This is a genomic window from Curtobacterium sp. USHLN213, assembly GCF_037144815.1.
Lineage (GTDB): Bacteria > Actinomycetota > Actinomycetes > Actinomycetales > Microbacteriaceae > Curtobacterium.
In genome coordinates this window covers 283528-303589 of the sequence record NZ_JBBCYQ010000001.1, presented here as the reverse complement: position 1 = coordinate 303589, position 20062 = coordinate 283528, and the positions used below count along the sequence as shown (strand labels likewise).

Sequence of the window (20062 nt, the reverse complement as noted above, 5' to 3'; positions counted from 1 at the left end):
ATGGCATCCCGATACGACTGCACCGACTCCGACGGGCTCCTGACCGGGATGCGGCTCGCACGTGCCGCACTCGGGCGCGGAGAGCTCGTCGTGGTCCCCACCGACACCGTCTACGGCGTGGCCGCGGACGCCTTCAGCGCGGCCGCCGTCCAGCGACTGCTCGACGCGAAGGGACGCACCCGGCAGTCGCCGCCGCCGGTGCTCATCCCCGGACCGCCGACCCTGGACGCGCTCGCGAGCGACATCCCGCAGCAGGTGCGCGACCTCGTCGACGAGTTCTGGCCCGGTGGCCTCACCGTGATCCTCCGTGCGCAGCCGTCCCTCGACTGGGACCTCGGCGAGACACGGGGTACCGTGGCGCTCCGGATGCCGGACTCGCGGATCGCGCTCGAACTCCTGCAGGAGGTCGGTCCGCTCGCGGTGTCCTCGGCGAACACGACGGGGGACCCGGCCGCGATGGACGCCGACCAGGCCGAGGCGATGCTCGGCGACAGCGTCGCGGTGTACCTCGACGGGGGCTCACTCGAGCCGCACGAGGGGTTCGCGGAGTCGACCGGTTCGACGATCGTCGACGCCACGGGGCTCTCCGACGGCGGCAAGCTCCGGATCGTCCGCCACGGTGTGATCCCGGACGAGGAGATCACCAGGGTCGTCGGAGCCGACCTCGTCGGATGAAGTACTACCTGCTCGCCGGGGCCATCGCGGCCGTGGTGAGCTTCTGCGTCAGCTGGATCGTCTGGAAGCTGGGGCTGAAGTACAAGTGGTACCCGAAGGTCCGTGAGCGGGACGTGCACCGCACGCCGACGCCCCGGCTCGGCGGCATCGCGATGTACATCGGCGTCATCGTGTCCCTGCTCGCGGCGTGGTTCCTCTTCCCGTCGATCGCCGGTACCGACTACTTCCGGTTGGTGTTCTCCGAGCCGGGTCGCGTGCTGGCGGTGCTCGGGGGCGCGACCATCATCGTGGTCCTCGGCGTCGCCGACGACATCTGGGACCTCGACTGGATGACGAAGCTCGCGGGGCAGATCATCGCCGCGGGGATCCTCGCCTGGCAGGGCGTGGCGATCGTGTCGCTGCCGATCGGGAACACGCTCGGGGTCGGCTCGTCCTACATGAGCCTGATCTTCACCGTGCTGGCAGTGGTGCTCGTCATGAACGCGGTGAACTTCATCGACGGCCTCGACGGCCTCGTCGCCGGGGTGGCGATCATCGCCGGCGGCGTGTTCTTCCTCTACACGTTCTTCATCAACCGCGTGGTCGTGCAGACGGAGTTCTTCTTCAACCTGCCGTCACTGCTCACCGCCGTGCTCGTCGGTGCCTGCTTCGGCTTCCTCATCCTCAACTGGCACCCCGCGAAGCTCTTCATGGGGGATGCCGGAGCCCTGCTCGTGGGCTTCCTGATGGCCACCAGCGCGGTCTCGGTCACGGGCAACATCGACCCGGCCGCGGTGCAGACACGCCAGGCGCTGCTGCCGGCGTTCATCCCGATCCTGCTGCCGTTCGCGATCCTCATCGTGCCGATCCTCGACTTCGGGCTCGCCGTCACGCGTCGGCTCAGTGCGGGCAAGTCGCCGTTCTCGGCCGACCGGAAGCACCTGCACCACCGCCTGCTCGACATGGGGCACTCGCACTTCCACGCCGTGCTCATCTTCTACGCCTGGACGGCCACCGTGGCGATCGGCTGCCTGCTGTTCCTCTTCGTGGACTGGTACTGGGTGGTCGTCTTCGTCGCCGTCGGCTTCATCGTCTGCGCCGTCGCCACCTTCGCCCCGCTCGGCCGCAAACGCGCCGAGTTCGCCGCACAGGTCGCCACCCGGTCGACCGCCGTGGTGGACGCCAGCCTCGACCCGCTCGACCGGGCCGCCAACGACCGCTCGATCCCAGGAGACAACTCGTGACCGCACCGAACGCGCTCGACCACGTCCGGCCGGTGTTCCGCCGCATCATCACCTGGGGCGCGCTCCTGGCCGTCGGACTCGCCGTCGTCGGGGGAGTCGTCGGGCTGCTCGTCGCCGGCGGTCCCGGGCTCGCCGGTGGCCTGCTCGGAGCCGTCCTCAGCGTCGTGTTCCTCGGGCTGACCGCTGTGAGCGTGCTGGTGGCGCTGCGGGTCTCCAAGGGGCAGATGATCTCCGGCGCGTTCTTCGGGATCGTGATGGGCACGTGGCTGCTCAAGTTCGTCGTGTTCATCGTCGTCCTCGTCCTGCTGCGCGACCGCGCCTGGGTGGACTTCCCGGTGCTCGCGATCGCGATCATCGTCGGGGTCGTCGGCTCGCTCGTGATCGACGTGGTCGCGGTCGCGAAGGCCCGGATCCCGATCGGGGTCAGCCTTCCCGGAGACTCCGCGTCTCCTGAGAAGGACGCGCCCCGCAACTGAGAGCCCGGGAAGCCTCTCGCACCTGATAGGCTTCTCGGAGTCCGCGTCCGGAGCATTGCTCGGAGCGGACGAGCCTCCACAACGTCCACCATCGCGTGCCATGCGTGCGCGCGCCGACACAGGAGACAGCGCTGCTATCCCACGCTCTTCCCCTGTCCCTCACCGCTGCGGGTAACACCGTTGCGGCGGGGAGCAGCAAGGCCGCCGAGTTCCATGGTCCGTCGATCAACGAGTTCTTCCCGGATGCGATCTTCTTCGCCGGGACGCCCTTCGAGATCGACCGACTCGTCATCATCCGGTTCATCGCCGTCGCGGTCCTGCTGCTGATCGGCATCATCGGGACCCGTTCGCTCAAGCTCGTCCCCGGCCGCGGCCAGGCGCTCATCGAGTACGCGTTCGACGTCGTCCGCCGGAACACCTTCGACAACCTGGGTGAGAAGGACGGCAAGCGGTTCCTCCCGCTGCTGGCCACGATCTTCTTCTCCGTGCTGTTCCTGAACCTCACGGGTCTGATCCCGGGGCTCAACCTGCAGGGCACCAGCCGTATCGCGTACCCGATGATCCTCGCGATCGTCGCCTACGTGGCGTTCATCTACGCGGGTCTGCGCAAGCACCCGGGCACCTTCCTCCGGAACTCGCTGTTCCCGCCTGGGGTCCCGTGGTACCTGTACATCATCGTGACGCCGATCGAGCTCGTCTCGACCTTCGTGCTCCGTCCGGTGACGCTGACCCTGCGACTCCTGATGAACATGGTCGTCGGCCACCTGCTGCTCGTCCTCTTCTTCGCTGCCACGCAGTTCTTCTTCTTCGACGCCTCGCTCGGTTTCAAGGCGTTCGGAGTCGGGACGCTCGCGTTCGGCATCGCGTTCAGTTTCTTCGAGATCCTGGTCGCGCTGCTGCAGGCGTACGTCTTCATGCTGCTGACCGCTGTGTACATCCAGCTCGCGCTGGCTGACGAGCACTGACCAACGACCTGAACTGACCCCCAATACGGCACGGCATCCGCCGGGCCGCATCCTGAAAGGAAAACACGTGGACGCAACGACCGTTCTCGCGGAAATCTCCGGCAACATCGCGACGGTGGGCTACGGCCTCGCGGCGATCGGCCCGGCCATCGGCGTGGGCATCGTCGTCGGCAAGACGATCGAGTCCGTCGCTCGCCAGCCGGAGCTCCAGGGCCGCCTGACGACCCTCATGTACATCGGTATCGCCTTCACCGAGGCCCTCGCCTTCATCGGTATCGCGACGTACTTCATCTTCACCAACTAAGGCCTCTCGATGCAGAACGCACTCATCATCGCGGCCGAGGAGACGCACAATCCCCTCGTACCGCCGCTGTACGACATCGTGTGGTCCGCGGTGGCGTTCGTCGTCATCCTGCTGGTCTTCTGGCGGGTCATCATCCCGCGGATCACGAAGATGCTCGACGAGCGCACCGAGGCCATCGAGGGTGGCATCAAGAAGGCGGAGGCTGCTCAGGAGCAGGCCGCTGCCGCGCTCGACGAGTACAACAAGCAGCTCGCCGAGGCCCGTGCCGAGGCATCGCGCATCCGTGAGCAGGCCCGTTCCGACGCCAACGCGATCGGCAACGAGCTCCGCGAGCAGGCGCAGGCCGATGCAGCACGCATCACCGCCAACGCGCAGGCACAGATCGAGGCCGAGCGTCAGAGCGCGCTCCAGTCGCTCCGGACCGAGGTGGGCACCCTCGCCCTCGACCTCGCCTCCGGCGTGATCGGGGAGTCGCTCAAGGACGACGCCAAGTCGACCGCGGTCGTGGACCGGTTCCTCGCTGACCTCGAAGCCTCGCAGGGTTCGTCGGCATCGTCGGCCGGGGAGCGCTGAGCATGCGCAGCGCCACCAGGGAAGCACTGGCGTCGACGAGGGCGGTGCTCGCCGACCTCGGCGGTGCGGCCGACCTCGCCGCCGGTGCCGAGATCCTCGCCGCAGGGCGTGCGATCGCCGGTGCGCCGCAGCTGCTCGGTCTGCTGTCCGACCCGACGGCCGACCCGGCCGGCAAGAAGGTGGTCCTCGACCGCGTCTTCGCCGGCCAGTCCGCCGCGACGCGTGCGGTCCTGACCGCGGTGGCCGGCTCGCGCTGGTCCTCGCACCAGGACCTGCTCGTCGGCATCGAGGACGCGGGCATCCGCGCCGTCGCCGCCACGGCAGCGTCCGGCACGCCGATCGAAGCCGAACTGTTCTCCTTCGAGACCGCCGTCCGTTCGGACGCCGACCTCGAGCTGGCGCTGGGCACCAAGCTCGGCAGCCCGTCGGAGAAGAGCGCCCTCGTCGAGCGGCTGCTCGGCGGCAAGGCATCGGAGCAGACCATCGTGATCCTGTCGCACCTGGTGCAGCAGCCGCGTGGTCGTCGCATCGGTGAACTCGTCCGCGACGCCTCGCGCATCGTGGCCGAGCAGGCCGGCAAGCTCGTCGCGACGGTCATCACCGCGACGCCGCTCACGGACGGCCAGGCGGCTCGCGTCGCCCGGGCCCTCGCGGAGCAGCACGGCAAGGGCATCAGCATCAACCACGTGGTCGACCCCTCGGTCGTCGGCGGGGTCCGGGTGCAGATCGGCGGCGACGTCATCGACGGCACCGTGTCCACGCGGCTCTCGGAGCTCCGGCTCCAGCTCGCCGGCTAGGCGTACCGTCGAAGCCGCTCCTCCCAAGTCCACAACGGGAACTGCCGAGTCAGGCAGCGTCACCCTCTCGGAGCCGAAGGGCCCCGGAAACCAACAAGGAAAATCCCATGGCAGACATCACCATCAGCCCCGATGAGATCCGTGATGCCCTGAAGGACTTCGTCTCGAACTACGAGCCGACGAAGGCCTCCACGGCCGAGGTCGGGCACGTCATCGACGCCGGCGACGGCATCGCGCACGTCGAGGGCCTCCCCGGCGTCATGGCGAACGAGCTCATCCGCTTCGAGGACGGCACGCTCGGCCTCGCGCAGAACCTCGACGAGGACGAGATCGGCGCCATCGTGCTCGGCGAGTTCGCCGGTGTCGAAGAGGGCCAGGAAGTCACCCGCACGGGCGAGGTCCTCTCGGCTCCCGTCGGCGACGGCTTCCTCGGTCGCGTCGTCGACCCGCTCGGCGCTCCGATCGACGGTCTCGGCGAGATCCCGGCCGAGGGTCGTCGTGCCCTCGAGCTGCAGGCGCCCGGCGTCATGTCCCGCAAGTCGGTGCACGAGCCGCTCCAGACCGGCATCAAGGCCATCGACGCGATGATCCCCGTCGGCCGCGGTCAGCGTCAGCTGATCATCGGCGACCGCCAGACCGGCAAGACGGCCATCGCGATCGACACGATCATCAACCAGAAGGCCAACTGGGAGTCGGGCGACGAGGACAAGCAGGTCCGCTGCATCTACGTCGCCATCGGTCAGAAGGGCTCCACGATCGCCTCCGTCAAGGGTGCGCTCGAGGACGCCGGCGCGATGGAGTACACCACCATCGTCGCCGCCCCGGCCTCCGACCCGGCCGGCTTCAAGTACCTCGCCCCGTACACCGGCTCCGCCATCGGCCAGCACTGGATGTACCAGGGCAAGCACGTCCTGATCATCTTCGACGACCTGTCGAAGCAGGCCGAGGCCTACCGTGCGGTGTCGCTCCTCCTGCGTCGTCCGCCGGGCCGCGAGGCCTACCCGGGTGACGTCTTCTACCTGCACTCCCGCCTGCTGGAGCGTTGCGCGAAGCTGTCCGACGAGCTCGGCGCCGGTTCGATGACGGGTCTCCCGATCATCGAGACGAAGGCGAACGACGTCTCGGCGTACATCCCGACCAACGTCATCTCCATCACCGACGGCCAGATCTTCCTGCAGTCGGACCTGTTCAACGCGAACCAGCGTCCGGCCGTCGACGTGGGCATCTCGGTGTCCCGTGTCGGTGGTGACGCGCAGGTCAAGTCGATCAAGAAGGTCTCCGGCACGCTCAAGCTCGAGCTCGCGCAGTACCGCTCGCTCGAGGCCTTCGCGATGTTCGCGTCCGACCTCGACCAGGCGTCGCGTCGTCAGCTGGAGCGCGGTGCCCGTCTGACCGAGCTCCTCAAGCAGCCGCAGTACTCGCCGTACCCGGTCGAGGAGCAGGTCGTCTCGATCTGGGCCGGCACGAACGGCAAGCTCGACGAGGTCCCCGTGGCCGACGTCCTGCGCTTCGAGTCGGAGCTGCTCGACCACCTGCGTCGCAACTCGGACGTCCTGACGACGCTCCGTGAGACGAACCAGCTCAGCGACGACACCGTCGCCGAGATGACCAAGCAGATCGACGAGTTCTCCAAGAGCTTCCAGACGAGCGACGGCAAGACGCTCGGGTCCGAGCAGTTCGAGGCCGCCTCGGCCGACGACGTCGACCAGGAGCAGATCGTCAAGGGTCGTCGCTAGATGGCAGCGCAGGTCCGGGTCTACCGACAGCGAATCAAGTCCGCGAAGACCACGAAGAAGGTCACTCGCGCGATGGAGTTGATCTCGGCGTCGCGGATCCAGAAGGCGCAGGCCCGCATGGCCGCGTCGGGTCCGTACTCGCGGGCCGTGACGCGAGCGGTGTCGGCCGTGGCGACGTTCTCGAACGTCGACCACGTGCTGACCACCGAGCCGGAGTCGTCGACGCGTGCAGCCGTCGTGCTGTTCACGTCGGACCGCGGCCTGAACGGTGCGTTCAGCACGAACGTCCTCAAGCAGGGCGAGGAGCTCGCCTCCCTGCTCCGCAGCGAGGGCAAGGACGTCGTGTTCTACCTGGTCGGGCGCAAGTCCGTCGGGTACTTCGCGTTCCGTGAGCGCGCGTCGGAGCAGCAGTGGGTCGGCAACACCGACCAGCCGGAGTTCTCGACCGCGAAGTCGATCGGTGACGCCGTCGTGGCGAAGTTCCTGCAGGACACGGCCGAGGGTGGCGTGGACGAGATCCACATCGTCTTCAACCGCTTCCTGAGCCTCGCCACGCAGGAGCCGCAGGTCGTCCGGCTGCTCCCGCTCGAGGTCGTCGAGGGGGTCGAGGCGCCGTCGAACGACGAGCCGCTCCCGCTCTACGAGTTCGAGCCGGACGCCGATGCGGTGCTCGACGCGCTGCTCCCGGTCTACATCGAGAGCCGCATCTTCAACGCCATGCTGCAGTCGGCTGCTTCCGAGCACGCCGCCCGGCAGAAGGCGATGAAGGCGGCGAGCGACAACGCCGACTCGCTCATCCGCGACTTCACGCGTCTCGCGAACAACGCCCGACAGGCCGAGATCACCCAGCAGATCTCCGAGATCGTCGGCGGCGCCGACGCCCTCTCGTCGAAGAAGAAGTAGTCCGCGTCGTTCGCGGACAGTTACCCACCCTCAGGAAGGCACCAGCCATGACCGACACCGCAACCACCGCGGTCGAGACGTCGTCGGCGCCCGGTGTCGGCCGGATCGCCCGTGTCACGGGCCCCGTCGTCGACATCGAGTTCCCGCACGACGCCATCCCCGAGATGTACAACCTCCTGTTCACGACCATCACCATCGGTGACTCGTCGCAGGAGATCGGCCTCGAGGTCGCGCAGCACCTCGGCGACGATCTCGTCCGCGCCATCTCCCTGAAGCCGACCGACGGTCTGGTCCGTGGCCAGGAGGTCCGTGACTCGGGCGCTCCGATCTCGGTCCCCGTCGGCGACGTCACCAAGGGCAAGGTCTTCGACGTGCTGGGCAACGTGCTCAACACCGACGAGAAGCTCGAGATCACCGAGCGCTGGCCGATCCACCGCAAGGCCCCGGCCTTCGACCAGCTCGAGTCGAAGACCTCCATGTTCGAGACCGGCATCAAGTCGATCGACCTCCTCACCCCGTACGTGCAGGGTGGCAAGATCGGCCTCTTCGGTGGTGCGGGCGTCGGCAAGACGGTCCTCATCCAGGAGATGATCCAGCGCGTCGCGCAGGACCACGGTGGTGTGTCGGTGTTCGCCGGTGTCGGCGAGCGCACCCGTGAGGGCAACGACCTCATCGGCGAGATGGAAGAGGCGGGCGTCTTCGACAAGACCGCCCTCGTGTTCGGCCAGATGGACGAGCCGCCGGGAACGCGTCTGCGCGTGGCCCTGTCGGCGCTGACGATGGCGGAGTACTTCCGCGATGTCCAGAAGCAGGACGTGCTCCTCTTCATCGACAACATCTTCCGCTTCACGCAGGCCGGCTCCGAGGTCTCCACGCTGCTCGGTCGCATGCCGTCCGCGGTGGGCTACCAGCCCAACCTCGCCGACGAGATGGGTGTGCTCCAGGAGCGCATCACCTCGACGCGTGGTCACTCGATCACCTCGCTGCAGGCGATCTACGTGCCGGCTGACGACTACACCGACCCGGCGCCGGCGACCACGTTCGCGCACCTCGACGCCACGACCGAGCTGTCGCGTGAGATCGCTTCGCAGGGTCTCTACCCGGCGATCGACCCGCTGACGTCGACCTCGCGGATCATGGACCCCCGTTACCTGGGTGCCGACCACTACGAGACGGCCACGCGCGTCAAGCAGATCCTCCAGAAGAACAAGGAACTGCAGGAGATCATCGCCATCCTCGGTGTCGACGAGCTCTCCGAAGAGGACAAGATCACGGTCGAGCGCGCTCGTCGTATCCAGCAGTTCCTCTCGCAGAACACGTACATGGCGAAGAAGTTCACGGGCGTCGAGGGTTCGACCGTCCCGCTGAAGGACACCATCGAGTCCTTCCGCGCCATCGCCGACGGCGAGTTCGACCACGTGGCCGTGCAGGCCTTCTTCAACGTCGGTGGCATCAACGACGTCGAAGAGAAGTGGGCGCAGATCCAGAAGGAGAACCGCTGACATGGCGGCACTCACCGTGAGCGTCGTCTCGGCCGACCGCGAGGTCTGGTCGGGCGACGCCACCATGGTCGTCGCTCGCACGACGGAGGGCCAGATCGGTATCCTCGCGGGACACGAGCCGCTGCTCGCGACCCTCGCGCAGGGACAGGTCCGCATCACCCGAGCCGACGGCTCGACGGTGGCGGCGGACGCCGAGGACGGCTTCCTGTCGGTCGAGCACGACACGGTCACGATCGTGGCGCGGCAGGCCGCGCTGGCGTCCTGACCGGACTGACCGTCCTCCTCCCGCCTTCGGAGACGAAGCGGGAGGGCGGGGACACGGACCGCACGCTCGACCTGCGTGCGCTGTCGTTCCCGGAACTGGCTGCTGAACGGGCCGCGGTGATCACCGCGGCCCGTTCCGTCAGTTCCGAGGAGTCCTCGGCCCGGACGGCCCTGAAGCTCGGCCCGAAGTCGATCGGGGAGCGGTTCCGCAACCTCGAGCTCGACACGTCGGGCACGATGCCGGCGATCGACCGGTACACGGGTGTGCTCTACGACCCGCTCGGCTCGCTCGACGCGGACGCTGCGACGCGTGCGTGGTGGTTCGAGCACGTGGTCGTGCAGTCCGCGATGTTCGGTCCCGTCCGCGGTGGCGATCTCGTCCCGGCCTACCGGCTCTCCCACGACTCGCGGCTCGGGTCCGTCCGGCTCGCGTCGCACTGGCCGGAGCCGTCCGCCCGGGTGCTCGCGGCACACACGGCGGACGGGCTCGTGCTCGACCTGCGTTCCGAGGGGTACCGGCAACTCGGCCCCGTCACGGGCGCGGTCGTCCCGCGCGTCGTGAGCGTCGACGGTTCCGGCCGGCGCAAGGCGCTGAACCACTGGAACAAGACCGCGAAGGGTCGCCTGGTCGCGCTCCTCGCCCGGACGGGCGCAGCGGCCACGACGACGGCCGAGCTGCTCGACTGGGCCGGCGCGCACGGTGTCGTCCTCGAGGAGCACGACGGCTCGTGGGACCTCGTCGCGGAGAGCCTCGAGCCCGCGACGGTCTGATCCCGGTTCCGCCCCGCTCGTCCTCCACAGGACGGGTGGGGCGGGTCGCGTTCCACAGGTGCCCACGCCGGCGGGTCCTGGAGGCGCGGCGTGCGTTTCGATGACGTGCATGATCCCCGTCACGACACGAAGCCACCCCGACGCCGCAGTGCGCTACCCGCGCGAGATCGCGGCCGCCGTCACCCTCCCCGCCGCCTGCGCGGCCCTCGTCGCGCCCGGCGACGCACCGTCGTCGCGTGGTGCGTCGATCGCGGTCGTCACGGCGTGCGGAGCACTGGCGACCCGGCTTGCGGTGATCCGGTTCCTCGCCGAGCCCGGGCCGATCGAGCCCCGTGCGGTGGCCGCCTTCGACCCCTTCTCCGACCCGACACCGCCGGCGCTGTGCGGGTTCGGTCCCGAGCCGGACCGGGCGCGACTCCGGACCGCCGGCGACCGGTGCGCCGATGCCTGGCGGCACTGGCGTGCGGAGGACCCGTCGGCCGACTCGGCCGCCGGCGCCGCGGGGGCGTTGGCCGTGGCGGCGTGGTGCTCCTGGGCGCTCGGGTCCGCCGCGCGGGCACAGACGCGGGCGCAGCACGCCCTCGACACCCGGGCGGACGATCCGCTGGCGGGCCTGGTGCTGCGCTCGGTCCGGGCGGGGAGCGGTCCCGCGTGGGACCGTGGATGACGGTGGGCGGACAGGATCGTCTACGGTTGTCTCGATCACGCTTGGAGGGCTCGGGTGCGCGACGACGACATCGACGACACGGTCGTCCGTCGACCCCGCGCCGCCGCGTCCCACGAACCGGTGCACGCGTCGGTGGACGACCTGTTGGGCGACACCGTGATCCGTCCGGTCCCGCCCGTCCCCGGTGCGTCCCGAGTCCCGGGCGCTCCGGCCACCGACTCGGTCGACGACACGGTGATCCGTCCGGTGCCGCCGTTGCCGGCCGCGCCGGTGGTGGACGGCGTCTCGGACGCGCAGGACGTCGACGACACGGTGATCCGTCCGGTGCCGCCCGTGCCGGGTGCGCCTGCCGCTCCGGCGACCGGTTCCCTCGACGACACGGTGCTGCGGCCCGGTCGCGCGCCGCGCCCGGGGGACGGGTCGATCGACGACACCGTGGTCGGGGCCCGGACGCACCCCACCACCCAGGGCGGGACGCCCGTCGGGGGCGAGCCGCGCCTCCCGTCCGACGTCCCCGCACCGACGACCAGGGTGCCGTCCGTGCGGATCGGCGACCGCGTCATCCGACTCGACCACCCCGTCATCGTCGGCCGGAGGCCCGCGCTGCCGCGGATCCTGCGCGGTCCGGCTCCCGAACTGGTGTCCGTCCCGTCGTCGAGCGGCCAGGTGTCGTCGTCGCACGTGATGCTGCACGCCGAGGGCGAAGCCGCCGTGGTCGACGACCTCCGGTCCACCAACGGGACCGTCGTGCGGCCCGCCGGGTCGGCGCCGTTCCGGATGCCGGCGGGTGCGTCGAACGTCGTGCTGACGGGTACGGTTGTCGAGATCGGTGACGGCAACGTGATCGAGGTCCTCTCGCCACACCTGCGGGTCGCACCGTCGTCGAGGGACCTCCCACCCCTTCCCACGTGGCCGACCGACCCACCCGCCGGCACGCCCCGAACCCCCAGAGAGCGATCCTGAAACGTGACCGAACTCGGCCGAGCAGCGACTGCGCACGCCATCGACGTCCCCGGTGCCGACGGCGCCACCCTGACGCTCTCGTGGGGAGCCGCGACCGACGTCGGTCGGCGCCGTGACCACAACGAGGACAGCTACATCGTCGGGGCGCCCTTCTTCGTCGTCGCCGACGGGATGGGCGGCCACCTCGCGGGCGACCGTGCGAGTGACGCCGTGGTCCGCCGCCTCGAGCAGGCGACGGAGAGCGCGTTCACGACGCGGCAGTCCATCCAGCGGGCGCTCCTGCTCGCCACCGCCGACATCGAGCGCGCAGCGGGCGGCAACGCGATCGGCGCCGGGACGACCGTCACCGGCATCGCGCTCGTCGCCGCGCAGGGACAGCCGGCCGCGCTCGTCTTCAACGTCGGCGACTCCCGGACCTACCGGATCGAGGGCGGCGTCCTCCGACGCGTCACCGTCGACCACTCGGTCGTGCAGGAGATGGTCGACGCCGGCCTCCTCCGCGCCGAGGATGCCGAGCGGCACCCGGACAGCAACGTGATCACACGGGCCGTGGGCTTCGGCGAGCCGCCGGAGCCGGACTGGTGGACCCTGCCGCTCCGTGCGGGGGACCGGTACATCGTGTGCTCGGACGGGCTCACCAAGGAACTCGGCGACGCCGGGATCGCCCGGATCGCCGCACGCGTGCCGGCGGCGCAGGACCTCGCCGAGCGTCTGGTGGGCGACGCGGTCGTCGCGGGCGGTCGGGACAACGTGACGGTCGTCGTCCTCCAGGTGGACGACGCCCCGGACGACGGCGACGTGGAGGACACGCTGCCGCGGCACTGAGTGCCCCCCGAACTGGGGGACGGGTGACCTCGGGCTGCGCGCAGTGTGCGGAATGTCGGTCACCCACGGTTCGTACAATGGCATGGCCGTGACGAGAGAGCTGGCCGCTCGGCCGGGGAGGAGGGGACGATGGCGCGACGCCTGCCGTCCACCCCGCCCGTCATCGCGGGCTTCAGCCCCGTGCACGTCCTCGGTTCCGGTGGCTTCGCGGACGTCTTCCTCTACGAGCAGGACATGCCGCGCCGGCAGGTCGCCGTGAAGGTCCTGCTCGACGAGGTCGTGGACGACCGCGTCCGGCAGATGTTCCAGGCCGAGGCGAACCTCATGGCGCGACTCAGCACGCACCCGTCGATCCTCACGGTGTTCCAGGCGAGCGTGGCCTCCGACGGCCGGCCGTACCTGGTGATGGAGCTCTGCTCGTCATCCCTCAGCGAGCGGTACCGCCGTGAGCCGATCCCCGTGTCCGAGGTGCTCGCGATCGGCATCCGCATCGGATCCGCGCTCGAGACCGCGCACCGCGAAGGCGTGCTGCACCGCGACATCAAGCCGTCGAACATCCTGCTCACGGCGTACGGCAACCCGGTGCTGTCCGACTTCGGCATCGCGGCGACCATCGGCGAGGCCGACCCCGACGAGCCGATCGGCATGTCGATCCCGTGGTCCGCGCCCGAGGTGCTCATCGACGAGTCCCGCGGCACGATCCAGTCCGAGGTCTACTCGCTCGCGGCGACGGTCTTCTCCCTGCTCGCGGGCCGGAGCCCCTTCGAGGTCCGCGGCGGCAAGAACGGCGCGGCCGACCTCATGGGGCGCATCGACAAGGGCGGTGTGAAGCCCACCGGGCGGACCGACGTCCCGCCGTCGCTCGAGCGGCTGCTCGCATCCGCGATGTCGCGCAAGGTCGCCGGTCGGCCGTCCACCGTCATGGAGCTCGTCCGTGGGTTCCAGCAGGTCGAGGCCGAGCTCGGCATCCCGCAGACCTCGGCGGACGTCGCGGTCGAGGCGTGGGCCGTCGCGACGCCGACACCGCACGGTGACCGGACGATGATCCGCGAGCTGCAGCCCCCGACCCGCGTGGGTGCACGTCGGCGCACGCGCAAGGCGCTGCAGGGCGGATCGGCGGGGGCCGCGGCGCAGAGCGTCGGCACCGTCCACCGCACCGGCTCCGTCACGCGCGCCCGCCGCCGCACGCGGTCGACGTTGGTCTGGGCGACCTCGATCGCGGTCGTGGTGGTCGCCGCACTCGCCGTCGCCACCGTGCTCGTCATCGGTCGCCTCGGCTCCGGCGCGATCCCGGTGGTCGCCGACGTGCGCGCCGAGCCGTCACCGTCGTCCGTGACCTTCACCTGGGCCGACCCGGGCCTGCGCACGGGGGACACCTACGTCATCTCGTCGAACGGTGCGGCGAGCCAGCAGACCGGCACCAGCTTCGTCGTCTCGGGTCAGAAGGGCGACGAGGAGTGCATCGCCGTCGCGGTCAACCGTGACGGCAAGACCGGGGTCGCGAGCGCCCAGAAGTGCGCCACGATCGGGAGCGCCGGGTGATCCGGGCGTTCCTCGCGAAGCACCGTTCCGCAGCGGTGACGGTCGGCGCCTCGGTCGTCGTCGGCGCGGTCGTCGCCACCGCGGCCATCGCGTCGACCGGGTACCACACGCAGCGGGTCGACCTCGGTGACGGCACCGTGTGGGTGCCGTCCGCCGAGTACGGTGCGGTCGGCCGGGCGAACACCGGGGTCCTGCAGCTGAACACCGCCGTCGAGACCGCGAGCGACGACCTGTCCGTCCTGCAGCGCGGCTCCACGGTCTACAGCGTCGACGAGACGAAGGGCACCGTCGCGAAGGTCGACGTGGCCGACGCCACGGTGGCCGACCCGGTCACGCTGCCGGCCGGGACGCCGCAGGTCTTCTTCGCGGGGTCCACGGCGGTCATCGGCAACGGGGACACCGGCGAGCTCTGGGCGACCCCGGCGAAGGACCTCGGCGAGTTCGACGCGTCGACGAAGGCCGACCTGACGCTCGGCGCGAATGCCGTCTTCGACGCCTCGGACGACCACGTCGCCGTCTACTCGCCGAAGACCGGCACCGCCGCACTCGTCGACGTCGGCACCACGCCGACGGTCGCGAAACGGTGGACGGTGAAGATGGACCGCGCCGACGACTTCCAGGTCGCGTCCTTCGGGGACCACCTGGCCGTGCTCGACCGCAGCTCGGGCCGGATGTCGGTGGACGGTCGCACGGTCGACCTCGGTGACCGCGTCGGCAGTGCACCCGCCCTGCAGCACTCGACGGACAGCTCGTCCGAGGTCGTCGTCGCCGGCACCGCCGGGCTCGTCCGTGTCTCGGCATCCGGCGACGTCAGCAGCACTGCGATGCAGGTCTCCGGTCGTGCTGCACGACCGATGGTCGTCGGCTCCTGCACGTACGCGGCGTGGGCCGGCGGGCAGGCGATCGACACCTGCAAGGGGTCCGGGCTGCAGCGACTCGCGAGCACCGCGGGCACCGGGGACCTGCAGATCCTGCACAACGGCGAGACGGTCGTCGCGAACGACCCGCAGAGCGGGCGCTCCTGGGCGATCGACCGGAGCGGACAGCTCATCGACAACTGGGCCGACCTCATCAAGAAGGACGAGGACCAGCAGCAGGAGCAGGTGTCCGACGACGACCCCGAGGTCGAGAAGGACCAGAAGCCGCCGGTGGCGGTCGACGACGACCTGGGCGCTCGTCCGGGACGCACCACGAGCCTCCCGGTCCTGCTGAACGACTACGACCCGAACGGCGACCCGATCGTCGTGAGCGAGGTCGGGAAGATCGACGACGCCGTCGGCGACGTGGCGATCGTCGGCGACGGCCAGCGCCTGCAGATCACGCTGTCCGGCCGCGCCACCGGGATCGTCTCCTTCCCGTACACGATCACGGACGGCAACGGCGGGTCGGACACCGCCACCGTCCGGGTGACCGTCCGCCCCGACTCCGAGAACGACCCGCCCCGACAGGTCCGCGACACCTCGGCCGACGTCGTGCAGAACGGGCACGTCGTCTCGAACGTGCTCGGCGACTGGGTCGACCCCGACGGCGACCCGGTGTACCTCAAGTCGGCGACCGCGGCCGACGGCGACCGCGTGTCGACGACACCCGACGGGCTGCTCGACTACCGGAACGCGAGCGCGCGGACCGGCGACCGTGCCGTGCAGCTCGTCGTGAGCGACGGGCGTGCGGACGGTCGGGGCTCGGTCACGGTCCACGTGGCGAAGCAGGGCAGCGTGCCGCTCTACGCCGACCCGTTCCCCGTGCAGGGGTACGCGGGCAAGGCGTTCACGGTGGACCCCCTCGACCACGTCCGCGGCGGGAACGGCACCGTCACGCTCACGAGCGTGTCGTCGTCGACCGGCCTCACCGTCACCCCGAGCTACGACTCCGGCACGTTCCGCGTGCAGGGCGCCGGCGCGGGGGACCACCAGCTCGAGTACACCGTGACCGACGGCACGAAGACGACGAGCGGCATCGTGCGCGTCACGATCCTCGCCCCGCCGGACGCCTCGACCGCGCCGATCACGACGCCGAAGACCGTGTTCGTCAACACCCTGTCGACGAAGGACACCGACGTCACCGCCACCGACATCGACCCGGCCGGCGGCGTGCTGCTCGTGACCGCGCTCGACGGTCCGGGCCGTGGATCCGGGGTCGAGGCGAGCATCCTCGACCAGCACACCGTCCGGGTCACGCTCACCGCGCCGCTCGACGGTCCGGTCTCCTTCGGCTACACCGAGACGAACGGACTCGCCTCGGCAACCGGCACGATCACGGTCGTCGAGATCCCGAAGCCGGACCGGATCCAGCCGCCCGTGGCGCAGCCGGACACCGCGACCGTGCGGGTCGGCGACGTGGCGAACATCGACGTGCTCGACAACGACACCCAGCCCGAGGGGGAGCCGCTCACGCTGCAGCCCGACCTCGTGCAGAACGTCCCCGGCGACGGTGGCCTGCTGTTCGTCTCGGGCGACCACCTGCGGTACCTCGCCCCGAAGACTCCGGGCAACTACACCGCCGTGTACCGGGTCGCCGGGCCCGACGGCCAGTACGCCGACGCGACCGTCTCGATCTCGGTGCGCGAGCAGGACGCCGCGACGAACAACCCGCCCGTCCCGCAGACGGTGACCGCGCGGGTCGTCGCCGGGCAGTCCGTCCGGGTGTCCATCCCGTTGAACGGGATCGACCCCGACGGTGACTCGGTGCAGCTCGTCGGTGTCGCGTCGAACCCCGACAAGGGCTCCGTCGCCGACGTGTCGTCCGACTCGCTGACGTACGAGGCCGGCGACTACTCGGCCGGCACCGACGAGTTCACGTACACGGTCGTCGACGCGCTCGGCGCCCGTGCGACCGGCACCGTGCGCGTCGGCATCGCACCCCGCGCGGAACAGGCGTCGAACCCCGTCGCCGAAGCCGACCACGTGACCATCCGGCCCGGCGGCTCGGTGACCGTCCGCGTCCTGCAGAACGACTCCGATCCCGAGGGTGGCCAGCTCACCGTCACGAAGGCCGAGCCCACCGCCGAGTCGGTCTCCGCCAAGATCCTGCAGAAGCAGCAGATCCGGGTCACACCGCCGAAGACCGCGAAGGACGGCGACTACGCGGTGCTGTACACGGTGACGAACGAGAACGGCGGGGCGAGCACGGCCTTCCTCACCGTCACGGTCGACCCCGACGCCCAGCCGCTGCGGCCCGAGGTCGACGACACCACGCTCGACCTGCAGGACATCCTGCACCGGCAGAGCGTCACGGTCGACGTCCTCGAGAACGTCTTCTTCGCCGAGGGGACCACGGCCGACCTGAAGGTCGGTGTCGTCGACGGCTACGGCGACAACGCCCGCACCACCGACGACGGGCGCATCGTCGTCCGGCTCTCCGACGACTCGCAGGTGATCCCGTTCTCGGTCGCCCGCGTCGACCACCCGGACATCGTCTCCTACGGGTTCATCCACGTGCCCGGCTTCGACGACGCCCTGCCGCAGGTCAACCGGACCGCCGGTGCCATCACGGTGAAGAGTGAGGCGACGGTCCGGATCCCGCTGTCGAAGTACGTGGTCACCGCGAACGGGCAGACCGCGAAGATCACCGACCGCGGCACGGTGAAGGCGACGCACGCGAACGGGCAGAGCCTCGTCGTCGACTCCTCGACGCTGCAGTTCACCTCGTCGAAGCTCTACTACGGGAACGCCTCCATCTCGTTCGAGGTCACCGACGGCTCGAACGCCAACGGCGGCAAGGGACGCGTCGCGACGCTCGTGCTGCCGGTCAAGGTCACGCCCCGGTCCAACCAGCCGCCGGCGTTCACCGGCTCCGCCGTCGACATGCAGCCGGGGGAGTCGCGCGTGATCGACCTCAGCAAGCTGACCGACTACCCGTACCCGCAGGACCTCCCCGAGCTCAAGTACTCCGTCGTCAGCAAGCCGAGCGACGGCACCACCGCCACGATCAGCGGGCAGAACCTGACGATCAAGGTCGCCGACACCGCGAAGAAGAACACGACCGCCTCGATCGGCATCGGGGTCGCCGACGACGCCAACGCCGGCCGGTCCGGGGTCGTGAGCGTCGACGTCGTCGCCTCGACGCGGCCGCTCGTGCAGCCGGGGGCGGACAAGTCGGTCACGAAGCGTGGCCAGACGACCACGATCGACGTCCTCGCCAACGACCAGCCGACGAACCCGTTCCCCGGCCAGCGGTTGCGCGTCGTGAACATCCGCGGCCTCGGCGGCGGGCTTCCCGGCGGCGTGACCGTCACGCCGAGCGCCGACAAGTCGCGGCTGCAGGTCAGTGTCTCCGACAGTGCGAAGCCCGTCGACACGCACCTGCAGTACCAGGTCGCCGACGCCACTGACGATCCGGACCGGTACGTGTGGGGCGACGTGACGATCTCGGTGCAGGACGTCCCGGACGCGCCCGGTGCGCCCACCCGCACCGGATCGTACGAAGGCGGGCAGGCGACCCTGACGTGGTCGACGCCGCAGGCGAACAACTCGCCCATCACCGGGTACCGCCTGCAGGGTACGAACGGGGTGTCGAAGGACTGCGGTACGGCGACGGTCTGCACGATCAAGGGGCTCGACCCGAAGGGCTCGTACCAGTTCTCCGTCGTGGCCACGAACGCCGTCGGTGACTCGGCCGCCTCCGCGAACTCCGCGCCGATCAGCGCCGACTTCGTCCCGGCGCCGCCCACCGGCATCAGCGTGACCCCGAGCAAGAGCACGCCGAACCAGCTCGACGTGACCTGGAACGCGGTCGCGGCGCCGAACAACGGCAGCGCCGTGGACAACTACGTCGTCTCGATCGACGGGCCGGACCTGTCGACGACCCGCAGCACGGGCACGGCCACGAACACGTCCTTCACGGGGGCGCAGAGCGGGGCGCAGTACACGGTGACGGTGTCCGCCCGGAACGGCGCCGACCGCAACGGGACCGTGGTGCAGTGGAACTCGGCGTCGGCGACCGGCTCCGCCGTGGGCGTGCCGGGCAAACCGACCAACGTCTCCGCCGTGGCGGGGAAGAACCCGGACCGGGACGGCAAGTCGTCGGTCACCGTCACGTGGAGCGCCGCCGACCTCGCCGGCGGGACGAGCGGCTCCTACAACGCGTTCCGGGGCGCGCAGAGCGACTGCACCGCCCGAGGCTCGCTCGGTCAGACGAGTCCCGCCAGTGACTCCGGCGTCGGCGGCGGCACGGCGACCTACTCGGTGACCGTCTGGAACGGCTACTTCTGCAACGCGCAGACGACGACCACCCAGACGTACGAACGTCCTTCGGGTACCTCGACCCCTGCGGTCTTCCTCACGTCGAACAGCTCCTCGACCCCGGACGTGGTCGTCGCCGCTCCGACGACCCCGGTCGACCATTACCAGCTGGAAGTGGGCGGCGCTCCCATCACGCTGCAGCCCGGGCAACGGTGGAGCGGGGTGCCCGGTGACGGCGCCCGGAACGTCGCGGTCGCGATGACACTGCGCGCGTGCGGGAGCCCCGGCTCGAACTTCTGCACGACGGACGACGGCTCCTCGTACACCGCGAACATCGCCGCGCTCGACGCGACGTCCTCGGTGACGAGCGCACAGCTGACCAAGCCGATCACGGTGAGCGGGCCGACGTCCTCAGCGGTGTCCGTGCGCTACACCGCCTACTGGTACTCGACGGACGACGGCAGCGGCTTCCCGCAGACGGACTCGTGGGACGCGGGTGCTGCCGCTCCACAGCCGCCGGACGATCTGCTCTTCACCGCGAAGTCGGTCCGAGTCCGCGCAGAGGTGACCTTCAACGACAACGGGACGCTGACGACGAACGGCGACTACTCACCGTTGGCGGCCGTCGCTCCGGCGCCCGCTGACTCCGGAAACGCGGCGGGCAACTGAGCAACTCACGGCACACGCCCTACGCTG

17 protein-coding genes are annotated in these 20062 nt (G+C 70.1%); all 17 read left to right on the top strand.

Annotated features, from left to right (window positions below; all coding sequences use genetic code 11):
• The 17 genes from WFH25_RS01360 (at nt 1) to WFH25_RS01280 (ending at nt 20035) form a co-directional block, all read left to right on the top strand.
• Nucleotides 1-675, top strand: coding sequence for an L-threonylcarbamoyladenylate synthase (locus WFH25_RS01360; protein ID WP_070416294.1), 675 nt, complete (start codon nt 1-3; stop codon nt 673-675).
• Nucleotides 672-1898: an MraY family glycosyltransferase gene (locus tag WFH25_RS01355; RefSeq protein WP_070416293.1), complete on the top strand. Its 1227-nt coding sequence runs from the start codon at nt 672-674 to the stop codon at nt 1896-1898. Before WFH25_RS01360 ends, WFH25_RS01355 begins: the two co-directional genes overlap by 4 nt.
• On the top strand, nt 1895-2374 hold the full coding sequence (locus tag WFH25_RS01350; RefSeq protein WP_229085036.1) for a hypothetical protein: 480 nt from the start codon (nt 1895-1897) through the stop codon (nt 2372-2374). The genes WFH25_RS01355 and WFH25_RS01350 overlap by 4 nt, the downstream gene beginning before the upstream one ends.
• A gap of 104 nt (nt 2375-2478) precedes the next feature.
• Nucleotides 2479-3339 (top strand): F0F1 ATP synthase subunit A, encoded by an 861-nt coding sequence (atpB, locus tag WFH25_RS01345; RefSeq protein ID WP_374115161.1) that lies wholly within the window; start codon nt 2479-2481, stop codon nt 3337-3339.
• A gap of 67 nt (nt 3340-3406) precedes the next feature.
• Entirely contained in the window at nt 3407-3643 is a 237-nt protein-coding gene (gene atpE / locus WFH25_RS01340) for an ATP synthase F0 subunit C (protein WP_070416292.1), read from the top strand.
• 9 nt (nt 3644-3652) lie between these two features.
• Nucleotides 3653-4216, top strand: a complete 564-nt coding sequence (locus tag WFH25_RS01335; protein WP_070416291.1) for a F0F1 ATP synthase subunit B — start codon at nt 3653-3655, stop codon at nt 4214-4216.
• Between the two features lie 2 nt (nt 4217-4218).
• A complete protein-coding gene (locus WFH25_RS01330; RefSeq protein WP_070416290.1) occupies nt 4219-5013 on the top strand; it encodes a F0F1 ATP synthase subunit delta in 795 nt (264 codons plus the stop codon).
• Nucleotides 5014-5120: 107 nt separating this feature from the next.
• Entirely contained in the window at nt 5121-6749 is a 1629-nt protein-coding gene (gene atpA / locus WFH25_RS01325; protein ID WP_070416289.1) for a F0F1 ATP synthase subunit alpha, read from the top strand.
• Nucleotides 6750-7652, top strand: a complete 903-nt coding sequence (locus WFH25_RS01320) for a F0F1 ATP synthase subunit gamma (protein ID WP_071296243.1) — start codon at nt 6750-6752, stop codon at nt 7650-7652. It abuts the gene before it with no gap.
• Between the two features lie 47 nt (nt 7653-7699).
• Nucleotides 7700-9154: a F0F1 ATP synthase subunit beta gene (atpD, locus tag WFH25_RS01315; RefSeq protein WP_022905457.1), complete on the top strand. Its 1455-nt coding sequence runs from the start codon at nt 7700-7702 to the stop codon at nt 9152-9154.
• Between the two features lies 1 nt (nt 9155).
• Nucleotides 9156-9419, top strand: a complete 264-nt coding sequence (locus tag WFH25_RS01310) for a F0F1 ATP synthase subunit epsilon (protein ID WP_022905458.1) — start codon at nt 9156-9158, stop codon at nt 9417-9419.
• On the top strand, nt 9416-10189 hold the full coding sequence (locus WFH25_RS01305; protein ID WP_336696704.1) for a YaaA family protein: 774 nt from the start codon (nt 9416-9418) through the stop codon (nt 10187-10189). The genes WFH25_RS01310 and WFH25_RS01305 overlap by 4 nt, the downstream gene beginning before the upstream one ends.
• A 109-nt stretch (nt 10190-10298) precedes the next feature.
• Nucleotides 10299-10856 (top strand): hypothetical protein, encoded by a 558-nt coding sequence (locus tag WFH25_RS01300; RefSeq protein ID WP_139202004.1) that lies wholly within the window; start codon nt 10299-10301, stop codon nt 10854-10856.
• 54 nt (nt 10857-10910) lie between these two features.
• Entirely contained in the window at nt 10911-11819 is a 909-nt protein-coding gene (locus WFH25_RS01295; protein ID WP_336696563.1) for a hypothetical protein, read from the top strand.
• Nucleotides 11820-11822: 3 nt separating this feature from the next.
• On the top strand, nt 11823-12644 hold the full coding sequence (locus WFH25_RS01290; protein ID WP_070416284.1) for a PP2C family protein-serine/threonine phosphatase: 822 nt from the start codon (nt 11823-11825) through the stop codon (nt 12642-12644).
• A 129-nt stretch (nt 12645-12773) separates the two neighbouring features.
• Complete coding sequence (locus tag WFH25_RS01285; RefSeq protein WP_071296246.1) at nt 12774-14186, top strand: serine/threonine-protein kinase; 1413 nt, start codon at nt 12774-12776, stop codon at nt 14184-14186.
• A complete protein-coding gene (locus tag WFH25_RS01280; protein ID WP_336696562.1) occupies nt 14183-20035 on the top strand; it encodes an Ig-like domain-containing protein in 5853 nt (1950 codons plus the stop codon). The genes WFH25_RS01285 and WFH25_RS01280 overlap by 4 nt, the downstream gene beginning before the upstream one ends.
• The last annotated feature ends 27 nt before the right edge of the window (nt 20036-20062 follow it).

What these genes read in the sequence shown, in the direction of transcription:
- atpA (WP_070416289.1), top strand. Translation starts at nt 5,121, where the DNA reads ATGGCAGACATCACCATCAGCCCCGATGAGATCCGTGATGCCCTGAAG.
- WFH25_RS01285 (WP_071296246.1), top strand. Translation starts at nt 12,774, where the DNA reads ATGGCGCGACGCCTGCCGTCCACCCCGCCCGTCATCGCGGGCTTCAGC.
- WFH25_RS01310 (WP_022905458.1), top strand. Translation starts at nt 9,156, where the DNA reads ATGGCGGCACTCACCGTGAGCGTCGTCTCGGCCGACCGCGAGGTCTGG.
- WFH25_RS01360 (WP_070416294.1), top strand. Translation starts at nt 1, where the DNA reads ATGGCATCCCGATACGACTGCACCGACTCCGACGGGCTCCTGACCGGG.
- WFH25_RS01330 (WP_070416290.1), top strand. Translation starts at nt 4,219, where the DNA reads ATGCGCAGCGCCACCAGGGAAGCACTGGCGTCGACGAGGGCGGTGCTC.
- WFH25_RS01355 (WP_070416293.1), top strand. Translation starts at nt 672, where the DNA reads ATGAAGTACTACCTGCTCGCCGGGGCCATCGCGGCCGTGGTGAGCTTC.
- atpD (WP_022905457.1), top strand. Translation starts at nt 7,700, where the DNA reads ATGACCGACACCGCAACCACCGCGGTCGAGACGTCGTCGGCGCCCGGT.
- WFH25_RS01300 (WP_139202004.1), top strand. Translation starts at nt 10,299, where the DNA reads ATGATCCCCGTCACGACACGAAGCCACCCCGACGCCGCAGTGCGCTAC.
- WFH25_RS01320 (WP_071296243.1), top strand. Translation starts at nt 6,750, where the DNA reads ATGGCAGCGCAGGTCCGGGTCTACCGACAGCGAATCAAGTCCGCGAAG.
- WFH25_RS01335 (WP_070416291.1), top strand. Translation starts at nt 3,653, where the DNA reads ATGCAGAACGCACTCATCATCGCGGCCGAGGAGACGCACAATCCCCTC.